The organism is Desulfovibrio sp. X2 (assembly GCF_000422205.1).
GTDB lineage: Bacteria > Desulfobacterota > Desulfovibrionia > Desulfovibrionales > Desulfovibrionaceae > Alkalidesulfovibrio.
On sequence record NZ_ATHV01000007.1, the window covers coordinates 50,291 to 70,270 of the forward strand.

Below are 19,980 nucleotides of genomic sequence, written 5' to 3' on the forward strand. Positions count from 1 at the left end.
CCCATGCACACAGCGGGCCGATTGGGCGTCGAAACCCTCTACTGCACCACCATGTCGGTGAAAAAGACGCGCAGGACCTTCGGTCCGCCCAGGACCTGGTTCAGCCTGTCCACGATCTGCTTCTTGAGCAGGATCTTGCTCTCGATGGTCTGCAGGTCCTGGAAGGTCTTGCTCGACAGGAGCAGGATGACCGCGTCCTGCACCTGCGGCTGCATGGCCTTCAGCTCCTGCGCGGTCTTCTCGTCGGTCACCTCGACGTCCACGGAGAGCTTCAGGTAGCGGCGGCCGAGCGGGTCGGCCAGGTTGACCACGAAGGTCGGCAGGGTCACGAGGTCCTTGTAACCCTTGGCCTCGCCCGCCTTCTCGGCCCCGTGCTCGGCTTCCTTGGCCGGGGCCTCGGTGCCGTGGTCGGCCTTGGGCTTGGCGAAGAACTTCGTGTAGGCGAAGTAGCCGCCGCCGGCCAGGCCCAGGATGAGCACGGCCAGGATGATCCACTTGATCAGGCCCTTCTTCTTCTTTTTCGGGGCTTCCTGTTCTTTTTCTTCTGCCATCTCGGTCTCCGGTTCAGGAATAGCTGCCCAGGGGCTGCTGCGTCTTGATGAGTATCTCCACCCGCCGGTTCCCGGCGCGGCCCTCGTCCGTGTCGTTGTCGAAAAGCGGCCTCTGCGGCCCGTAGGCCGAGACCGAGAAGCGTTCCGGCGCCAGGGGGCGCGCGGCCAGGAGCTCCGTCAGCACGGCCAGGGCGCGCTCCTCGGAAAGCCGGTAGTTCGCGTCCGATTCCCCGCCCACGTCGTCCGTGAAGCCCGCCACGTTCACCGGGGCGCCGCAGGCCTCGACGACCATGGCCACCTGTCCGAGCAGCGCCTTGGCCGCGTCGGAAAGCTCCGCGCTGCCCGTGTCGAAGAGCAGCCTGTCGGAGAGGACCAGGACGACGCCGTCGGACCGCTCGAGAATGTCCAGGTTCTGCTCCAGGGTCTTCTTGTCGATGCCCGCGGGCAGCACCTCGTCGGGAAAGAGCAGGTCCTGGATGCGCTTCTTGTCGATGCGCGCGTCCTGGGGACGCTCCATGAGCTCCACCACATGCCACACGCGGGTCGGAATGCGCCCCGCGCCACGCGAGGTCAGGTGTCCCATGTCCTTGTTGAAGACGCTGATCCGCGTGAGAAAACTGTGATCCATCGACGACATACTGAGCAAGAGGACAAAAAAAGTCAAAAGCAGCGTGATCATGTCGCCGAAGGTGATCACCCAGCCCATGCCCGGTCCGCTCGATTTGGCGCGCTCGCGTCTGGCCATCTACCGCCTCCCGGGTCCCTTGCCCCGCGAGGGCCCGACCCTGCCGTCGCCGGAGGCCGCCTTGCCGTCCGCGCCTGCCCGATTCCCGGCCCCGTTCCCGGCCTGTTGCCCGGTGCGCGGCGAGCCGAGCTCGAAGACGAAGCCGCCGTACTCGTAGGAGTCCGACTGCCCGGGCGCCGCGCCCTTGCCCGGCGCGGCCGCCTCGGCCAGGTCGTCGCCGAGCGGGGAGCGCTTGTCCAGGACGAGGTCCACGCGGCGGTTCATGCGCCGTCCCTCGGGCGTGGCCGCGTCGAAGCGCGGGTGGAAGCGGCCGAAGCCCTCCACGCGCAGGTTCTGCGAGGGCACGCCCTTGCCCAGCAGGAAGCGGTACACGGCCAGGGCGCGGCCGAGCGAGATGCGCCAGGAGGGGTCCACGGGCAGGTGCGCGACGGACGGCCTGTAGGCCTCGCCCATCTCGTCGCGCAGGCTCGAGGTGTTGCCCGCCAGGAGCACGGGGTGGCGCACCTTGTCGAGCACCGGCAGGAGGTCCTCGAGCAGCTTCTCCCCGCGCGGGGCCAGCGTGGTGCCGCCGGGCTCGAAGAGCACGTCCGCGCTGATGGAGAAGACCTGCACGTAGCGGCTCTCGGCAAAGCTCACGTCCTTCTCGATGTCGTCCCAGACGTGCTGCTTGAGCGGCTCGAGGTCGCCCACGCCCTCCATGGGGCCGGACTCCACGGTCTGCTTGGTGTCCTTGCGGGTCAGCACGTCCACGCTCTTGGAGCCCTCGCCGAAGGTGCCGATGATCGAGCCGATGGCCACGAGCTTGCGGCGCTCGTCGATCACCGCCATGGCGTTCAGGAGCACGAAGAAGGTCAGGAGCAGGGTCATCATGTCCGAGAAGGTCAGGAACCAGCCGGGCAGCTCGTCGCCGCCCGCCTTGCCCGCTCTCTTCCTCCTGGCCATGGCCCGCCGCCTTCCAAGGCCGCGCTAGTGCGCGCTCTGGCGCAGCTTGGGAGGCAGGAAGCTGTTCAGCTTCTCCTCGATGATGCGCGGGTTTTCGCCCTTGGAGATGGAGAGGATGCCCTCCTTGACCAGCTCGCGGATGAGCACCTCGTGCCTGCTCCTGTTCCTCAGCTTTCCGGCCATGGGCAGGAAGAGCAGGTTGGCCAGGAGCGCGCCGTAGAAGGTCGTGATCAGGGCCACGGCCATGGCCGGGCCGATGGAGCTCGGGTCGGCCATGGACTGCAGCATCTGCACGAGGCCGATGACCGTGCCGATCATGCCCAGCGCCGGGGCGTAGGCGCCCATGGCCGAGACGATCTCGGCGCCGGTCTCGTGGCGCTGCTCGAGGAACGAGACCTCGGTGTCCAGGATCTCCTCGATGGTCGCGGGCTCGAGCCCGTCCACGGTCAGCTGCAGTCCCTTGCGCAGGTAGTCGTCGTCGATCTCCTTGAGCAGGGGCTCGAGGGAGAGGATGCCCTCGCGCCGGGCGCGGTTGGCGTAGTCCATGAAGCGCCCGATGATCTCGGCCGGGTTCTCGGCCTGCGAGAAGACGGTCTTCTTGAATATGGCGATGACCCCCAGGACCTGGTTCAGGGGGTAGTTCACGAGGGTGGCGCCGATGGTGCCGCCGAAGACGATGAGCATGGAGGGCACGTCGATGAAGATGAACAGCGACGAGCCGACCATGATGCCGGAGACGACCAGGCCGAACGAGAGCAAGATGCCGATGATGGTCGCCAGATCCATAGCAACCGAACTCCTCTCCGGTCCCCTGCCGGGGTCCCACCCGGGGGTCCCTCCCCGGGATCATTCGCCGCGCGGCCGCGGCCGGTCCATTGGCCCGGATGCGGGCCGGTGAGTTGGGCCGAAAGCGGCTACCTGGGCGGCCGCTCGCCGAAAATCCGCGTCCCCACGCGCACCAGGGTGGCGCCTTCCTCCACGGCCTGGACGAAATCGTTCGTCATGCCCATGGAGAGCTCGGGCAAAGCCACCGAGAGCCGCTCCTGCAGCTCGTCGCGCAGCTCCCGAAGCCCCCTGAAGTAGGGTCGGGAGCGCTCCGGGTCCTCGTCCCAGGGCGGCAGGATCATGAGACCCTTGGGCGCCAGCGCGGGAAGCTCCAGCACGCCCTGCACCAAGGCCAGGGCGGCCTCGGAGGCGGCCCCGCGCTTCTGCGTCTCGCCCGCCAGGTTGACCTGCACGAGCACGTCCTGCACCGTTCCTTCCGCCGCAGCCCGTTTATGCAAGGCCTGGGCCAACTTCAGGGAATCCACCGAGTGCACGAGGCCGAAGGCCCCGGCCACGAACTTGGCCTTGTTCGTCTGCAGGCCTCCGATGAAATGCCACCTCAGGCCGCCAATATGGCGTAATTCTTCCTTTTTCGCCAATGCTTCCTGCACGTAGCTCTCGCCGAAGTCGTGCTGACCGGCAGCCGCCAGGATGCGCACGGCCTCGGCCGGGTGGGTCTTGGACACGGCCACCAGACGCACCTCCTCCGGCCGCCTGCCGGCGGAAAGCGCCGCCTGTTTGACGGCCTCCCTGACCTCGCGCCACCGCGCGACCAGCGCCTCGGCATCCACATGCCCGCTCATGCCGACCTCCTTCGCCCCCTCCGTGTCCTTGCGGTCCCGCGCGCCTATTCCCCGAAGCCGAGGCCGCGCAAAAATCCCGGGTCCTCGGTCCAGCCCTCGCGCACCTTGACCCAGAGCTGCAGGTGGACCTTCATGCCGGTCAGCTCCTCGATCTCCAGGCGCGCGGCCTGTCCGACGCGCTTCAGCCGCTCGCCGCGACGGCCGATGATGATGCCCTTGTGGTTCTCGCGCGCCGTCCAGATGAGGGCGCCCACGCGCAGAAGCGCCCCCTCCTCCTCCCAGCTCTCGATCTCCACCGCGGTCTGGTAGGGCAGCTCCTGCTCGAGCTCCATGAAGACCTTCTCGCGCACGATCTCCGAGACCATGAAGCGCAGCGGCACCGTGGACAGCTGGTCGTCGGGAAAGAGGGCGTCGCCCTCGGGCAAAAGCTCGACCAGACGCTTGAGGAAGACGTCCACGCCGTCGCCCGTGGCCGCGCTCACGGGAATGATCTCGGCCTCGGGCCAGGTCTCGGCGATGGCCGCCAGCACGCGCAAAAGCTCGCGCTTGTCCGCCACCTGGTCGATCTTGTTGGCCAGGACCAGCAGCGGGCGGCCCGCGCCGCGCAGGGCGTCGGCCAGGGGGGCCACGTCCTTGTCGTACACGCCCGGCTTCTTGGCGTAGAGCGCGGCGTCCAGGACTGCGGCAACGGCGTCGGCCTGGGCCAGGGCGTCCCAGGCGGCCTGCAGCAGGAACTTGTTCATGCGCCCGCGCAGCCGGTGCACGCCCGGCGTGTCCAGGAAGACGACCTGGGCGTCCTCGGTGGTCCAGATGCCGCTTATGCGGTTGCGCGTGGTCTGCGGCTTGGGCGTGACGATGGCCAGCTTCTCGCCGAGAATGCGGTTGAGCAGCGTGCTCTTTCCCGCGTTGGGCGGGCCCATGAGGGCGACGGTTCCGAAGGTGTGCGTTGTGGGGGTCATGGTCGTGGCCGGGGCCGGGCCCCTCCTCCTTGTGAAAAAAGCTTGGGGAAAAAGCGCGTGATTCCGGCGCCGGTCTTCCGGCCGTCGGTTCCCGCCCGCCGCAGGCATACACGGCATCCGCTCCGGCGTCATCCCTCGGCCGGACATCCGGTCCGGGGCCCTTCCCGGGCGGCCGGGCGCGGCCCCACCCCTTGCCATGTGCGACAAGCGTGTCTATAGCTGCGCTCGTCATGGGAAAAAACCTCATCATCGTCGAGTCGCCCGCCAAGGTCCGCACCATCAAGAAATTCCTGGGCAAGGATTATGCCGTGGAGGCCTCGGTCGGCCACGTGCGGGACCTGCCCTCCAAGGACCTGGGCGTGGACGAGGAACACGACTTCGAGCCCAAGTACCAGGTCATCCCCGGCAAGCAGAAGGTCGTCTCCAAGCTGCGCGAGGCCGCCGAGAAGGCCGAGCGCATCTTTCTCGCGCCCGACCCGGACCGCGAGGGAGAGGCCATCGCCTGGCACGTGGCGCACCTGCTGCGCGAGGCGGGCGCCAAGCCCAAGAAGGGCAAGGCCGCGGCCGAGGAAAAGCCCATCACGCGCATCCAGTTCAACGAGATCACCGCCCGGGCCGTGCGCGAGGCGCTGGAGCACCCGCGCGACCTCGACGAGCACCTCTTCGAGTCCCAGCAGGCCAGGCGCATCCTGGACCGGCTCGTGGGCTACAAGCTTTCCCCCCTGCTCTGGCGCAAGGTCAAGCGCGGCATCTCCGCGGGCCGCGTGCAGTCCGTGGCCCTGCGCCTGGTCGTGGACCGCGAGCGCGAGCGCCAGGCCTTCGTGCCCGTGGAATACTGGCCCTTCAGGGTCGAGCTGGCGACGGACGCGCCCCCGCCCTTCAACGCGGACCTGTGGAAGGTCGACGGCAAGAACGCGGAGATCGGCTCGGCCGAGGCCGCGGCCGCGCTCGAGGCCCGCGTCACCGGCGCCCCCTTCACCGTGGCCGAGGTCACGGAGAAGGAGCGCAAGCGCGACCCCGCGCCGCCCTTCATCACCTCCACGCTGCAGCAGGAGGCCAACCGCCGCCTGGGCTACACGGCCAAGAAGACCATGGGCGCGGCCCAGAAGCTCTACGAGGGCGTGGACCTGGGCGACAAGGGCACCGTCGCGCTCATCACCTACATGCGTACCGACTCCGTGCGCATCGCGGACGAGGCGCGCGAGGCGGCCAAGAATTTCATCGTCCAGCGCCTGGGGCCCGAGTTCTACCCGGAGAAGCCCCGCGTCTTCCGCACCAAGGCGGGCGCACAGGACGCGCACGAAGCCATCCGCCCGGTCGACGTGAACGTCACGCCCGAGGAGCTCGCCTCCCACCTGCCCGCGGACCTCTTCAAGCTCTACAAGCTCGTCTGGCAGCGCTTCGTGGCCTCGCAGATGGCCCCTGCCCGCTTCTGGGACACCCAGGCCGCCGTCGAGGCCGCGGGCACCCTGTGGCGCGCCAAGGGCGAGCGTCTGCTCTTCCCCGGCTTCCTCAAGGTCTGGGGCCGCGACGAGGAGGAGGAGGACGCCGCGTCCGGCCGCCTGCCCAAGCTCGAGCAGGGCATGGTCCTTGACGTGCGCAAGCTGCACAAGGAGCAGAAGTTCACCCAGCCGCCGCCGCGCTACACCGAGGCCACGCTGGTCAAGGAGCTGGAGGAGAAGGGCATCGGCCGTCCCTCCACCTACGCCGCCATCATCTCCACCCTGCTCGACCGCGACTACGTGCGCCTGGAAGAGCGGCGCTTCGCGCCCAGCGAGCTCGGGGCCACGGTCTCGGACATGCTCGCGGCCCACTTCGCATCGCTCATGGACGTGGGCTTCACCGCGCGCATGGAGGAGATGCTGGACGACGTGGCCGAGGGCAAGCAGGACTGGGTGGCCTTGCTCAAGGACTTCACCGGCGACTTCTACCCCACCCTGGACAAGGCCCAGACCGAGATGGCGGGCATCAAGGGCAGCGGCAAGGAGACCGGCATCACCTGCGAGCTCTGCGGCAAGCCCATGGTCATCCGCTTCGGCAAGAACGGCGAGTTCCTGGGCTGCTCCGGCTACCCCGAGTGCCGCAACGTCAAGGACTTCACGCGCAACGCCCAGGGTGAGATCACCATCACGCAGCGCGTCGAGGAGACGCCCCAGGTGGTGGGCAAGTGCCCCGAGTGCGGCAAGGACATGGTGGTCAAGAAGTCCCGCACCGGCTCGCGCTTCATCGCCTGCTCCGGCTACCCCGCCTGCTCCAACGCCCGGCCCTTCGGCACCGGCGTGAAGTGCCCGCGCGAGGGCTGCACCGGCGAACTGGTGGAAAAGAGCTCCAAGCGCGGCAAGGTCTTCTATTCCTGCGACCAGTACCCCAAGTGCGACTACGCCGTGTGGGACTGGCCCGTGGTCAAGCCCTGCCCGCAGTGCGGCTCCCCGATCATGGTCCGCAAGTCCACGCGCGCCAGGGGCGAGCACCTGGCCTGCCCCAACGCCAAGTGCCGCTACACCGAGAACACCGGCTCGGGCGAGGACGAGGGTCAGGAAAGCTGACAAAAGACAGCTTCGCGAGAATTTTTTCTGTTGACGCGCGCCTCTGTCCGGGTGTTATCCAGCACGGTCAAAGAGAGGAAGGCGCGCAGAATGAACGTCATGCTGGTCGAAGACGAGCGGATCATCGCCCTGCAGTTCAGCCACGCCCTCGCCGCCAGCGGCTGCCGGGTGACGGTGGCCCACTCCGGCGAGGCGGCCGTGGCCCGGCTTGCCGAGAACGGCCCCGGCGAGCTGCCGGACCTCCTGCTCATGGACATCCTCCTCGGCGGAGAGATGGACGGCATCGAGACCGCCGCCGTCATCCGCGACCGCTACGCGATCCCGATCATCTACGTGACCGCCAGCACCGATCCGGTGACGCTGCGCCGCGCCGACGCCTCCGGGCACGATGGCCTGCTGACAAAACCCATCGACCCCGACGTCCTCGTCGAGACGGTCCGCCGCAGGCTGACCGCCCCCGCCTGACCGCCCCGCTCCGCCTTGACGTTCCCGCTGTATTGGTGCACCGGACAGGTATGGTCCGGGATCGGTATTTTTTTCCGGAGACGATATGCGCGTATTGCTCGTAGAAGACGAAAAACTCATAGCCCTGTATTACAAGAAGGTCCTCGGGGCCTCGGGGATAGACGTGCGGGTGGCCCACACCGGCGAGGACGCCGTGAGGCTGGCGGCCATGGAGCCCGCGCCCGACCTGCTGCTCATGGACATCAACCTCGAGGGCGGCATCGACGGCATCGAGGCCTGCTCGCGCATCAAGCAGGCCGCGGACATCCCCGTGGTCTACGTGACCGCCTATTCCGACCAGGACACGCGCGGCCGCGCCGCGCTGACCAACCCCGCGGCCTACCTGATAAAGCCCGTGGACCCGCCCACCCTCCTGGAGGCCATCCGCCGCGCGACGGGCATCGCCGGGGCAGCGGCCCCGGACGCCGATCCCGGACGCAACTGACCCCTTCCGGACCGTCCTCCCCCGACCGGCCGCGGGCATGCGCCCGGCCGAGCCCCGAGGAAGCCCCCCGCCCTCAGGCCGAGTTCAGGCGAAATCCCTGCCGAAGCGTTTGAAGAGTTCGTAGAGGAAGAAGACGGGCACGTCCTGGCCGTCGTAGGCCAGGGTCTCGATGAGGGCCACCATGTTGCCCTTGGGCGTGCGCGTGCGGCCGACGCGGATCCGGTGGCGCCGCTCGGTGCGCTGGCCCGGCTGCTCCACGATCCCGAGCTGCCAGCGCCCGTCGCCGCAACGTGCCCAGCGCATGGCCACGCTGCGCGAGGTGCGCCCGCCGCGGCGCAGCAGCCGCACGAAGTCCGCCAGGCTGAAATGCCGCTGCCCCTGGGCGGAGACCCCCAGGAACTCCCCCCTCTCCGAGCGGAAGACCAGCGGCAGGCGCAGGAACTCCTCTTCCGGCCCGGCGCTCTCCAAGACCTCCTCCACGCGCCCGGCCAGGCGCGTCTGGGCCGCGGCAAGACGCGCCGACTCGTCCGCCAGCCGCCTGCACCCGGCCTGCGCCTCGGCCGCCTCGCGCCTCGCCTCGGCCAGCGAGCGGGCAAGCTCCGTGGCCTCCCCGCGCAGGGCCCGCACCTCGCCCTCCAGGCGCTCGAGCGCGTCCGGCGCGGCCCTGTGGCGCTTATACTCGCGCCACAGGATGGCCACGGTGTTGCGCACCAGGCCGAACTCGCGCAGCGGCCCCAGCCGCTCCTCCAGCCGCGCCATGCCTTCCTCGAGCCGCGCCAGGGCCTCGGCTGCCGCTTCGGGCTCGGGTTCGGGCGCAGGTCCGGACGCCGGGCCGGGCGATGCCGGGGCGGCCTCCCTCCCTTCTCCCGGCCCTTCTTCCGGCCCTTCTCCCGGTCTTTTTTCCGGTCTTTTTTCCGCTCCGGCCTCGGCCCCCTCGTGCGGTCCGGCTTCGGCCCCGGCTTCCTGCGGGGCTTCGTACGGAATTTCGGGCGCGGGCGATTCCAGCCGCTCGGCCACGCGGCCGTGCAGCTGGGCGAAGATCTCGGCGGTGGAAAGGCCCTCGCGGTAGGACGAGGAGATGGAGGAGAGGAGCGGCACGGCCTCGGCCGCGTAGCGCATGGCCCGGCCGTGCTGGCGTCCGGCGAAGAATTCCTCGAAGAGGCGGATGTAGCGGCGGGCCGTGTTCTCGGAGATTCCGGCCAGCTCGGCGAGCTCGGCGATGGTGTAGAGCGTCTCGGCCATGCCTCCCGACTCCCTCGCGACCGCCTGCGAAGCGCTCCCTACCCCATCCTGCAGGCGAGCGGCATGCGCCAGCCCGTGCCGAAGGCGCGCTGCGTGACCTTGAGCCCCGGAGGCGCCTGGCGCCGCTTGAACTCGGCCCGCTGCACCAGGCGCATCACCTGGGCCACCACGTCCGCGTCGAAGCCCCTGGCCGCGATCTCGGCCGCGCCGCGCCCCTCCTCGACATGCAGCCTGAGGATGGCGTCCAGCACGTCGTAGGGCGGCAGGCTGTCCTGGTCGGTCTGGTCCGGCCTGAGCTCGGCCGAGGGCGCCTTGGTCAGGATGGCCTCGGGAATGGGCGCGTCGAAGCGCTCGTTGATCCAGCGCGAAAGCGCGTAGACCATGGTCTTGGGCACGTCCGAGATGACCGCGAGGCCGCCGGACATGTCGCCGTAGATGGTGCAGTAGCCCACGGAAAGCTCGGACTTGTTGCCCGTGGTCAGGAGCAGGGAACGGAACTTGTTGGACAGGGCCATGAGCAGGTTGCCCCTGATCCTGGCCTGCAGGTTCTCCTCGGTCACGTCCGGCTCGCGCCCGGCGAAGACCGGGGCCAGCGTCTCGTCGAAGGCCCGCATGACGCCCTCGATGGGCAGGGTCACGGTGGCGATGCCGAGGCGCTTGGCCAGCTCCAGGGAGTCGGCCACGCTGCCCTTGCTGGACCACGGGGAGGGCATGCACACGCCGAGCACGTTCTCCCGGCCCAGGGCGTGCGCGGCCAGCACCGCGGTCAGGGCCGAGTCGATGCCGCCCGAGAGCCCGAGCAGCACCTTCTCGAAGCAGGTCTTGTGCGTGTAGTCCGCAAGGCCCGTGACCAGGCCGCGGTAGACCTCCTCGAGCGGCGAGAGGTCGGGCTCGTGCAGCTCGCTCTCACAGCCGTCGAGCTCCACGATGAGCACGTCCTCGGCAAAGGCCTTGGCGCGCGCGAAAATCTTTCCGTCCGGCGCGGCCGCGCAGGAGCGGCCGTCGAACAGCAGGTCGTCGTTGCCGCCCGCCTGGTTGGCGTAGAGGATCGGCACCCCGTGGCTCTTGGCGATGGAGGCCAGCATCTGCTCGCGCACGCGGATCTTGCCCTGCGTGAACGGCGAGGCCGAGAGGTTCAGGATCGCCTCCACGCCCTGCCCGCGCAGCTCTTGCAGAGGATCGCGCTCGTACAGGGGGTGCTCCCAGAAGCCCGCGTCGTTCCAGATGTCCTCGCAGATGGTCACGGCCAGGCGATGCCCGGCCACCTCGAGGATGCGGTCCCCGCAGAAAGGCTCGAAATACCGCGCCTCGTCGAACACGTCGTAGGTCGGCAGCAGGGTCTTGCAGTAGGCCCGCTCCACGCGGCCGCCGCGCAGCAGCAGGGCCGCGTTGTGCAGCGGCTTGCCGCGGCCCGATCCGGTCGGCGCCACGCTGCCCAGAAGCACCGGCGGGCAGTCCGCGAGCCGCGCGGCCAGATCGGCGGCCGTCTCGCCCGCCTCGCGCACGAAATCGTCGAGCAGCAGCAGGTCCCGCGGCGGATAGCCCGTCAGGACCATCTCCGTGCTCAGGCACAGATCGGCGCCAAGAGAGGCGGCACGCCGCACCCCGGCCTCCACGCGGGCGGCATTGCCCGCCAGGTCCCCCACCACAGGATTGCACTGCACCATCGCGATTCGCATAGCAGCCAGATACGCGATCCAGGGCCGTCGCGCAATTGAGAGAGCGGGGAAGAGGGAGAAGGGACCTTTTGGAAAAGGTCCCTTCTCCCTCTTCCAGGCCGCTGAAAAAACGCCGTCTGCCGCGTTGCCGCGAAAAGCCCGAACCCTCGCGTATATGAAATACGCTTCGGGCTCGGGCTTTTCTTGCGCCTTGCATCCGACGCTTTTTGAGCGACCTGGACAATGAGCCGATCCTTATTCCGGAAACGGCACACAATCACGGCCTGTGCAAAACTTTGTTCCTAACCGTGTTCCAAACCCTGTTCGCAATGTGTTCTCAGCGTGTGCGGGATGTGTTCTCTTCGTTCCAAAAACAGATAGCTCTCTGTTTTGACTGCTTTTCACGCACAGACGGCGTCTGGCTGATCGACGGACGTATCGTGTGCGGAAGCGGTCGAGGCTGAGCCTCGTGCGGGGAGGGTCCAGGGAGGGGCGCACAGCGCCCTCCCTGGCGCGCTGCGCGGCCTAGGCCACGGCGAGGAGGCGGCCGGGCAGGGGCTCGTATTCGGCGAGCTGGGCGGTGCGGGAGTAGGCCGAGAGGGCCTGCGGGTAGGCCAGGGCGGAAGCAGCGGCGTTCTGGCCGGTCGCGGTCCGGTCGGGGGCCTGGGCGCCGAGCTGGGCGAGCTGCTGGGCCACGTCGAGCTCGTCGCGGAAGGCGCCGGCCTGCTGCGCGGCCTTGAGGGAGGTGTCGGTCCCGGAGTTCTCCGGGGTGTCGAAGCTGACGTCCTCGCTCGTGTAGCGCAGCCCGAAGGAGCCCAGGGAGAAACCGATGTCGCGCGTGGTCACGCGGGCCGTGGTCCGGCCCGCGGCGCGCGACAAGGCGTCCGCCGAAAAGGCGTTCTGCTGCTGGAGGTAGGAGTCGATGGACGAGCCGACGCGCATGGTCTTTCCCGGGGCCGCTGTGCCCGAGGCCTGCGTGGGCGCCCTGTCCGGGACGCCGCGTGTCTTCCGTCCATGGAAGGCGCCGCCGTCATGGCGGTGCGATTCCACGTATAGCCGCGGCCGAGCCTCTTGGCAAGGCGTGCCGCGAAGGCCTGGAACGGGCGGAAATCCGGCTATTCGTGCAGGAAGTCGGGCACGCAGGCGTCCGGGTCCGGGCCCAGGTGCTGCTGGCCGGTGGACTCGAGCACGGCGCGCCAGAAGTCGGAATGGATGTTGAGCTTCTTGCGGGCCGAGGTCACGAGGTCGAAGGGCAGGTGCACGTAGCGGTCCTGGACGCGGGCCACGACCATGCCGGTCTTGCCCGCCATGGCCGCGTGCACGGCGTTCTGGCCCAGGAACCCGCAGTAGACGCGGTCGTTGGAGTTGGCCGGGACCGAGCGGATGATGTAGCTCGGGTCGATGAACTTGAGGGTGTGGGAGATGCCGCGCGCGCTCAGGTAGTCGGCGATCTCCTGGCGCAGCAGGCTGGAGATGTCGCCGAGCCGGATGTTGCCCGAGGCGTCGCGCTCCTTGCGCACGTCGAGCAGGTGCTGCCCGGCCCCCTCGGCGACCACGATGACGGCGTGGCGGCGCTTGCGCAGCCTGTCCTCCAGGGCGGCGAGCAGGCCGTTCTCCCCGGTCAGCTCGAAGGGATACTCCGGGATCAGGACGAAGTTAACCTCCTTGAGGGCCAGGGCGCTCTGGGCGGCGATGAAGCCGGAATGGCGGCCCATGAGCTTGACCATGCCGATGCCGTTGAAGGCGCCCTCGGCCTCTATGTGGGCCGAGCGGATGGCCTTGGTGGCCTGCTCCACGGCCGTGTCGAAGCCGAAGGAGCGGGATATGAAGTTGATGTCGTTGTCGATGGTCTTGGGGATGCCGATGACCGAGATGCGCAGGTCGCGCTTGTGGACCTCGGCCTGTATGGCCCGCGCGGCCTTCATGGTCCCGTCTCCGCCGATGACGAAGAGGATGCCGACGTTCATGCGCTCGAGCGCGTCCACGATGTCCTCGGCGGGCTGGGGGCCGCGCGACGAGCCGAGGATGGTGCCGCCGAACTCGTGGATGTTGGCGACGTTGTCCGGGTCGAGCTCGGCCACGTCGTGGCCGTAGCTCGCCATGAAGCCCTGCAGCCCGAAGCGGATGCCGAGGCACGCGGCCACGTCGTAGGTGTGGTAGGCCTCCATGACGATGGAGCGGATGACGTCGTTGATGCCCGGGCACAGGCCGCCGCAGGTGACGACGGCGCACTTGGTCTTCGACGGGTTGAAGTAGAGCTCCTGGCGCGGCCCGGCGATCTCGAAGTCCAGGGCCAGCAGCTCGCCCGCCTTGAGTCCGGTGACCTCCTCCTCGGTCAGCTCGATGCGCATGCGCGCCTCGTCCGAAACGAAGCGGCAGTAGCTGAGCGGGCTCACGTGGGCGAGCTCCCCCAGAACGGGGATGGTAGTCGAGAAGAGGGTCTTTTTGCCGCGTCTGGCCATGGTCCTGTGCTCCTTGTCCGTGGTGCGCCCGCGATCCCGATTCTGCCGCGCATTGTGACCCGGCGCGGCCCCGATGGCAAGGGTCGGGGAAGGGCTCAGGCGCCGGGAAGCGGCACGCCGAGCTCGCGCAGCATCCGCAGCATGCCGTCGTGGTGCGATCCCGCCCAGTAGATCCTGTCGCAGGACGGGCAGATATGAAACTCCTCGTAGTAGCGCCTGGTCTTGGGCAGCAGGCGGGGCAGGACCTCGGCCTTGGCCACGGGACGAAGCGGCGTATTGCAGCGCAGGCAGCGCGAGAAGGGCGCAAAGGGGCCTCTCAGGCCATAGAGGGTCAGGACCTCGCCCAGCTGCCGCGCGGGGTCGCCTGTGCGCAGCAGGCGGCCGTGGGCCACGATCCTGCGCCGCAGGAGGCGGCGGTCGCGGGTCAGCAGCACGCGGCCCTCGCGCGCCGCCCGCTCGGCCACCTCCGCGTCCTCGGAGACGTTGTCGTAGGCCGTGTCCAGGCCGAGGAGCCGCAGCCAGGTGGCGAGCCTGCCCACGTTGGCGTCGGCCAGGAAGCGCAGGGACGGCAGGGGCTCGCGCAGGGGATGGGGCGCCGTGGGGTCGAGCGGCGGCACGGGCGGGCGCACGTCCACCGCGGTCCCGGCGCGCAGGGGCGTGGCGAAATCCGCGGCCCGGCCGTCCTCGGCCAGGGAATCGACCTCGGTGTGCGGGATGCCGCAGGCCTCGACGACGTCCTTGAGCGAGGCTGCGCGGTCCGCGGGATAGCGCACCTCGCCGCGCTCGTGCGGACGGCGCAGCAGGTCCGGCAGGTCGCCGTGGAATCTGAGCAGGGCATGCATGGCGGCTTTTCCTGGTCTTGTCGGAGTGATGCCCGGGCCGCGCCCCGGTGTCAATCCATGCGCAATGACCAGCCGGAAAGCTGCGCCGTCCGCCGCTCGCGCGGGGCTGGGGCCTTTTCACGGAGGCGCAATTGTGACACCATTGCCCTCGAGGGTGGGTTTCGCAGCAGCGCGGCAAGGCCCGTTTCGGCCCGGCGGCAGCGGCAGGATATCGGCAGGATACGGGCGGATATCGGTCGATGCCCGAGCGGGACGGGTTCGGGCCGCGCAGGGAGGCAGCCGGAGAGGCCGGCAGACGAAGACCATGCTCGAAGCAAGCCGCCTGCACGATGCAGCCAACGGGCTGCGCGCCTTTCTGGCCTCCCCTCCGCCACCGCGGCTGTGGCCGGAGATCCGCCGCCTGGCGGAATGTTTCATCATCGACGAGCCCGCTCCGACCGTGGCCGGGAGCACCGAGAGGGAGCTGCGCGCAGCGCTCTTCGCCGCCTGCGCGGGCGAGCCTGAGGACGCGGTCCTCGACGCGTTGCGCTCCGAGGCGGCCCTGACGCTCTTCACCCTGGCCCGCCTCTTCTCCCCTGCCCCGGCCGAGGCCTCCTCGGGCGCGGCCCCGGGCAATGCCGAGCCCGGCGGTCTGGGCCTCCTCGCCTTCGATCTGCTCCCGCGCCTGGGCGCCTTCGGCCGCATCCTGGCCGTGACCCTGGTCGAGCAGGGCGTGGTGCCCGCCGGAGACGCGGCCGCCGTCCTGGCCGAGATGCCGCAGACGCCCCGCCACCTGCTCTTCAACCGCCTGCTCCTCTCCCCCAGGCGGAACGACGCGGCCTTTCGTGATTTCGCCCTGAGCGCGCTCGGCGCGCTCAGGGAAGCCTCCGTGGAGGAAGGCGCGCGGCTCTTGGGCCGTTTCGGCGGGGTCGTGCCCGGGCCCGCCTTTCCCCTGCGCGAGGCCCTGCTTGCCGGTCCCTTCGGCAGCCATGCCCTGCACCTGGCCTCGCAGCGCACCCTGTCAGGCGAGCTGCTCGACCTCGTCCCCTGCCTTTTTGGGCTCGGCAGCCAGGAACTGGCCGAGAGACTCGCGCGGCTCGCGGCCCAGGCCGAGGACGCCGACCAGGCCGCGCCCCTGCTCGAGGCAGTCATGGGACTTGCGCCGCAGCCCGTCAGGGGGCTGACGCACGGGCTGGCGCAGAGCCTGAGGAGCGCGGACAGGGAGATCGTCCTGCCGGTCCTTGAGACCCTGGCCACGGTCGGCATGCACGGCATCGGACGCATCCTGGCCGGGCTCTACGCGGCCACCCGGGGCGCGGCCATGCGCAAGGCGCTCATCGCCCGCCTGCCGCTGCTCCCCCCGCGCGAGCAGCGGGCCTTCCTGGACGCGGTCCCGGAGCGCGAGCGGCCCGCCGTGCTCCTGCTCTGCTTCCTGCTGCTCGGCCGCGTGGATCCGGTGAACATGGAGCGCTGCCTCGCGGCCCGGGCCGGAGAGGCCCGGGAGGCCGCGGCGAAGCTCCTGGAGCACGTGGCCGTGCTGGTGCCGCGCGGGACGCTGGACGGGCCCCCGGACGGGGACGAAGAAGGCGGAAGGGAGCCCGACGTGCCGGTGGAGAAGGACCTGCGGATGCAGGACGAGGAGTCGCTGCGCTTCGCGGCCAGGGGCCGCCGCATGGAGGCGCCCGTCTTCTCGGCCGTGCGCTTCACCCAGGCCGACTTCGCCGGATCGCGGCTCTCCTCCGCCCGCTTCACGGACTGCTCCTTCACTGGCTGCGTCTTCGACCGCGCCGTGTTCCGGGAGGCGCGCTTCGTGCGCTGCCGCTTCGAGAACTGCACCTTCCGCGAGACGCGCTTTTTCGGCTGCGACTTCGGCGACTGCGTGCTGGCCATGTGCCTGCTGCGCCGCGCGTCCTTCGCGGAAGGCAGCATGGAGGCGGTCTCCTTCGACTGGGGCCTGCTCATGCAGACGAGCCTCTCCCTGCTCTCGATCCGCACCTGCCGCTTCAGGGGGCTCGACCTCTCGGGCTCGGACTGGGACAGGCTGCGCGCCGAGGGCGTGGAATTCGCGGACTGCGCCATCCACGGGGCGCGCTTCGCGGCCCTGACGCTCAGGAACGTCTCCTTCGACGCCTGCACCTTCAAGGGCTGCACCGTGGACGGGGTGGACAGCGACGACCCCGTGGTGGGCGCGCTGGCGGACCGCACCCTGCTCACGCGGCTTCGCGCCGTTTCCGGGGCCCTGGAGTCGCAGCGCCTGCCGTCCCTTTCCAGGGAGGCCGTGGAGCTGGCCGGGCAGACGGTCGTGGAATGGCTGCGCGAGACCGAGCGCAGGCGCACCTGCCGTCCCTTCATCGCCAACAACGACCGCCGCCTGAGCTGGGGCATGGAGAAGCTGGGCGCGAGGGGGGCGGAGTTCTTCGCCATGGTCCCCCTGCTCCTGCACGGCGACTTCTTCGACCGCGAGACCGGGCTCTATCCCGTGGCCCCGCCCTGCCGCGTGGCGGCCTACCAGCCCACCTACTCCGCCCTGGAGGCCGCGCGGCGCCGCTTCCCCTCGGCCGCGCTCAAGGCGCCGCAGCCCGGGGCCGTGCCCATCGAGGCCATCTACACCATCGGCAGCCTGGGCACGATCGCGCAGTCCGAGGACTCGGACGTGGACTACTGGCTGTGCTGCAAGCTCGAGGAGCTGGCCGAGCAGGACGTGGAGGGGCTGCGCCAGAAGTGCGAGATCATCCGCGACTGGGCCGAGGAGGAGTTCGGGCTCGAGGTCTACTTCTTCCTCATGGACGAGAAGAGCGTGCGCGAGAACAACTTCGGCTCGTCCGGCGGCGAGTCCTCGGGCACGGCCCAGGCCCTGATGCTGAAGGAGGAATTCTACCGCAGCGCCGTGCACGTGGCGGGCAAGAAGCCCATCTGGTGGCTGGCCGAGCCGGGAGCTGGCCAGGCGGCCTACGACGCGGCCATGGAACGGCTGGTGCGGGACGAGGCGCGCGAGCGCTTCATCGACCTCGGCCACGTGCCCTCCATCCCGGCCGCGGAGTTCTTCGGCGCCTCGCTGTGGCAGATCGTCAAGGCGCTGAAGAGCCCGTTCAAGTCGATCATGAAGTTCGGCCTGCTCGAGAAGTACGTGGCCCAGGCCAGGCACGGCGTGCTCCTGTGCGACCGCGTGAAGGCCAACATCCTGGCCGGATGCACGGACCTGCGCGCCGTGGACCCCTACGTGCTCCTCTTCCTGGAGGTGGCCGAGTTCTACGCCGCCCAGGGCGACAGGGAGGCCGTGGAGCTGATCAAGATGAGCTTCTTCCTCAAGGCCAGGATCGGCCGCGAGGCGGCGGGCACGGGGCTGCCCAGGAGGCCCGAGGAGAAGAGCATGCGCATGCTCTTCTCCATGCGCATCGGCGACGAGGCCATCTGCTTCAAGGACGTCTGCCTGGCCGAGGAATGGAGCCTGCCGCGCATCATCGAGGTGGGGGCCAGGGTCAACCAGTTCGTGCTCGGCACCTACCTGCGCGTCAGCGACCTCGTCCGCGGCGGGGAAGCCGCGGACGCCGGGCGCGACGCCCCGGGCCGGAAGGCCGCCCCGAAAGCCGCGCCCAGGGCAGCGCAGAAGGTCGCCATAGACCCGCGCGACCTGACCAAGCTCGGCCGCAGGATCTTCTCGGTCTTCGCGCCCAGGAAGCACAAGATCGACCGCCTGAGCTTCGTGCACATGGAGCGCGGCATGCTCGACCGCCTGAGCTTCGGGGCCGTGAAGGCGGGTAGGGGCAGGCCGCAGTACCAGGTCCTGGCCGGGCAGATGAACCACCGCACGAGGCGCCTGGACCTCCTGGAGCTCAAGCGCGCCCCGGACCTCTGCTGGCTCGTGGCCTGGATCGAGGCCAACGAGATCTACTTCCACGACCTGCCGCTGAAGGTGGACTACAACCTCTCCCCGGTCATCGCCCAGGACGTGGAGGAGCTTCTGCTGGCGCTCGGGGACTTCTTCCCGCGCCAGGTGACCTTCGAGACGGACATCGAGGAGAGCCTCTCGCCCGAGCGCGTGGTCAGGGCCTTCTTCGTGCTCAACCTGACCCTGCCGCGCGAGACCCCGGCCATCCGCCAGGCCTCGCTGGTCTATTCCACGAACTGGGGCGAGATGTTCTGCCGGACCGTGCCCGTCGCGGACGAGTCCATCATCCTCGACCCGCACGAGTTCCTGGCCGCGCACGTGGAGCAGGACTGCTCCGAGATGCCGGTCATGGGCTCCTTCGTGCCCGAGCGCGCCGCCTGCCCGGGCATCCGCATCACCCGCCCGCAGCTCCCCGAAGAGGTCATCCCGCGCAGCGCGGGGCCGCGCAGGCGGACCCGGCGCTAGGCCGTCTTCAGCACGTACTCGCGCGTGCCGATGCCGAGCCTTTCCGCGTAGTCCAGGCCGAAGGCCGCGGGCATCTTGGGGTTCAGCGCCAGGAACTTGCTCTCCCCGGCCTTGGTCCCCTTCGGCAGCTTGCTCGGGAAGAGCGGCGGCGCGGCGTCCACGAGGTCCAGGCAGGCCTGGTCCAGGGCCACGGGGTCGGTGGAGGCCAGCACGCCCAGGTCCGGGCAGATCGCCGCGTCCGAGAAGCCCATGCAGTCGCACTCCGGGGTCACGGAGAGGACGAAGTTCAGGTAGACCGCCGGGCGCTTCAGGTTCGAGGTCACGGCCAGGGCGTACTCCATCATCCGCTCGATGAAGCGGCCGTGCTCCATGCCCCAGTCCACCTCCAGGGCGCCGGTGCTGCAGGCGTGGAAGCAGGCGCCGCAGCCGACGCACAGCTCGCGCTCCACGGCGATGCGCTCCTTCTCGTCCAGGCGCAGGGCGCCCGGTGCGCAGACCTCGATGCACTGGCCGCAGGCCTTGCACTTCTCGGGGTCCAGCCTGGGGCCCATGCCGCAGTGCTGCTGCATCTTGCCCTTGCGCGTGGCGCAGCCCATGGCCAGGTTCTTGAGCGCCCCGCCGTAGCCCGCGGCCACGTGCCCCTTGAAGTGGGAGAGCACGACCATGGAGTCCGCCTCCACGATGTCCGCGGCCAGGAAGGCCTCCGTGAAGTGGTTGCCGGCCACGGCCACGGCGCGCTCGTGGGTGCTGCGCAGGCCGTCGGCCATGATCACGGGCGCGCCGAGCACGGCCGCGTCGTAGCCGTGGGCCGAGGCGACCATGCAGTGGGACACGGCCTCGCCGCGCTGCCCCACGTAGAGGGTGGAGGTGTCGGTGAGGAAGGGCTTGGCGCCGAGCCCCTTGAGGAAAGCGACCACGGGCTTTATCTGCAGCGGCTGCAGCTGGCTCGTGACGCCCGCCTCGCCGAAGTGCAGCTTCACGGCCGTGAGGTCGCCCGCGCGGACCGTCTCCCCTGCGCCCGCCTTCTTCAGCAGGCGGGTGATGCGCGCGTGGTAGGGGGCATTGTGCGTGGAACGGAGATTCCAGAAGTGGACCGTGGCCGCCATGTCGTCCTCCTCGTTCG

The 19,980-nt window shown here is 69.6% G+C and carries 16 protein-coding genes; 4 read left to right on the forward strand and 12 right to left on the reverse strand.

All coding sequences use genetic code 11. The features are described from left to right. Window positions 1-38: 38 nt before the first annotated feature. From fliL to era, 6 genes are all read right to left on the reverse strand, one after another. Window positions 39-551, reverse strand: coding sequence for a flagellar basal body-associated protein FliL (fliL, locus tag DSX2_RS03385; protein ID WP_020879636.1), 513 nt, complete (start codon window positions 549-551; stop codon window positions 39-41). Between the two features lie 13 nt (window positions 552-564). Further along, window positions 565-1,296: a flagellar motor protein MotB gene (locus tag DSX2_RS03390; RefSeq protein WP_020879637.1), complete on the reverse strand. Its 732-nt coding sequence runs from the start codon at window positions 1,294-1,296 to the stop codon at window positions 565-567. After that, window positions 1,297-2,238 (reverse strand): flagellar motor protein MotB, encoded by a 942-nt coding sequence (locus tag DSX2_RS03395; RefSeq protein WP_020879638.1) that lies wholly within the window; start codon window positions 2,236-2,238, stop codon window positions 1,297-1,299. 24 nt (window positions 2,239-2,262) lie between these two features. Then, window positions 2,263-3,024 carry a motility protein A gene (locus DSX2_RS03400; protein WP_020879639.1) on the reverse strand — a complete coding sequence of 254 codons (762 nt, stop codon included), beginning with the start codon at window positions 3,022-3,024 and terminating at the stop codon, window positions 2,263-2,265. Window positions 3,025-3,152: 128 nt separating this feature from the next. Continuing rightward, complete coding sequence (locus DSX2_RS03405) at window positions 3,153-3,866, reverse strand: YggS family pyridoxal phosphate-dependent enzyme (protein WP_020879640.1); 714 nt, start codon at window positions 3,864-3,866, stop codon at window positions 3,153-3,155. A gap of 44 nt (window positions 3,867-3,910) precedes the next feature. Next, entirely contained in the window at window positions 3,911-4,825 is a 915-nt protein-coding gene (era, locus tag DSX2_RS03410) for a GTPase Era (RefSeq protein WP_020879641.1), read from the reverse strand. A gap of 230 nt (window positions 4,826-5,055) precedes the next feature. Here era and topA point away from each other — a divergent pair, with 230 nt between their 5' ends. The 3 genes from topA (at window position 5,056) to DSX2_RS03425 (ending at window position 8,320) form a co-directional block, all read left to right on the forward strand. Continuing rightward, entirely contained in the window at window positions 5,056-7,371 is a 2,316-nt protein-coding gene (gene topA, locus DSX2_RS03415; protein WP_020879642.1) for a type I DNA topoisomerase, read from the forward strand. Between the two features lie 90 nt (window positions 7,372-7,461). Continuing rightward, on the forward strand, window positions 7,462-7,836 hold the full coding sequence (locus tag DSX2_RS03420) for a response regulator (protein ID WP_020879643.1): 375 nt from the start codon (window positions 7,462-7,464) through the stop codon (window positions 7,834-7,836). Window positions 7,837-7,921: 85 nt separating this feature from the next. Then, window positions 7,922-8,320, forward strand: a complete 399-nt coding sequence (locus DSX2_RS03425) for a response regulator (RefSeq protein WP_020879644.1) — start codon at window positions 7,922-7,924, stop codon at window positions 8,318-8,320. Window positions 8,321-8,404: 84 nt separating this feature from the next. Here DSX2_RS03425 and DSX2_RS17405 read toward each other — a convergent pair whose 3' ends face one another. From DSX2_RS17405 to DSX2_RS03450, 5 genes are all read right to left on the reverse strand, one after another. After that, the gene (locus tag DSX2_RS17405) at window positions 8,405-9,562 is read right to left on the reverse strand and encodes a helix-turn-helix domain-containing protein (RefSeq protein ID WP_020879645.1); all 1,158 of its coding nucleotides are present in this window, start codon (window positions 9,560-9,562) and stop codon (window positions 8,405-8,407) included. Between the two features lie 38 nt (window positions 9,563-9,600). Beyond that, window positions 9,601-11,241 carry an NAD+ synthase gene (locus DSX2_RS03435; protein WP_020879646.1) on the reverse strand — a complete coding sequence of 547 codons (1,641 nt, stop codon included), beginning with the start codon at window positions 11,239-11,241 and terminating at the stop codon, window positions 9,601-9,603. Between the two features lie 504 nt (window positions 11,242-11,745). Next, window positions 11,746-12,162 carry a hypothetical protein gene (locus DSX2_RS03440; RefSeq protein ID WP_020879647.1) on the reverse strand — a complete coding sequence of 139 codons (417 nt, stop codon included), beginning with the start codon at window positions 12,160-12,162 and terminating at the stop codon, window positions 11,746-11,748. Window positions 12,163-12,335: 173 nt separating this feature from the next. Continuing rightward, window positions 12,336-13,682 (reverse strand): ATP-dependent 6-phosphofructokinase, encoded by a 1,347-nt coding sequence (locus tag DSX2_RS03445; protein ID WP_020879648.1) that lies wholly within the window; start codon window positions 13,680-13,682, stop codon window positions 12,336-12,338. A 95-nt stretch (window positions 13,683-13,777) separates the two neighbouring features. After that, window positions 13,778-14,524 carry a Mut7-C RNAse domain-containing protein gene (locus DSX2_RS03450; RefSeq protein ID WP_020879649.1) on the reverse strand — a complete coding sequence of 249 codons (747 nt, stop codon included), beginning with the start codon at window positions 14,522-14,524 and terminating at the stop codon, window positions 13,778-13,780. Between the two features lie 304 nt (window positions 14,525-14,828). On the opposite strand from DSX2_RS03450, the gene DSX2_RS03455 reads away from it, so the two are divergent. Further along, window positions 14,829-18,857 (forward strand): class I adenylate cyclase, encoded by a 4,029-nt coding sequence (locus DSX2_RS03455; RefSeq protein ID WP_020879650.1) that lies wholly within the window; start codon window positions 14,829-14,831, stop codon window positions 18,855-18,857. On the opposite strand, the gene DSX2_RS03460 is transcribed toward DSX2_RS03455, so the two are convergent. After that, window positions 18,854-19,963, reverse strand: coding sequence for a DUF362 domain-containing protein (locus DSX2_RS03460; RefSeq protein ID WP_020879651.1), 1,110 nt, complete (start codon window positions 19,961-19,963; stop codon window positions 18,854-18,856). The genes DSX2_RS03455 and DSX2_RS03460 overlap by 4 nt on opposite strands. Between the last annotated feature and the right edge of the window lie 17 nt (window positions 19,964-19,980).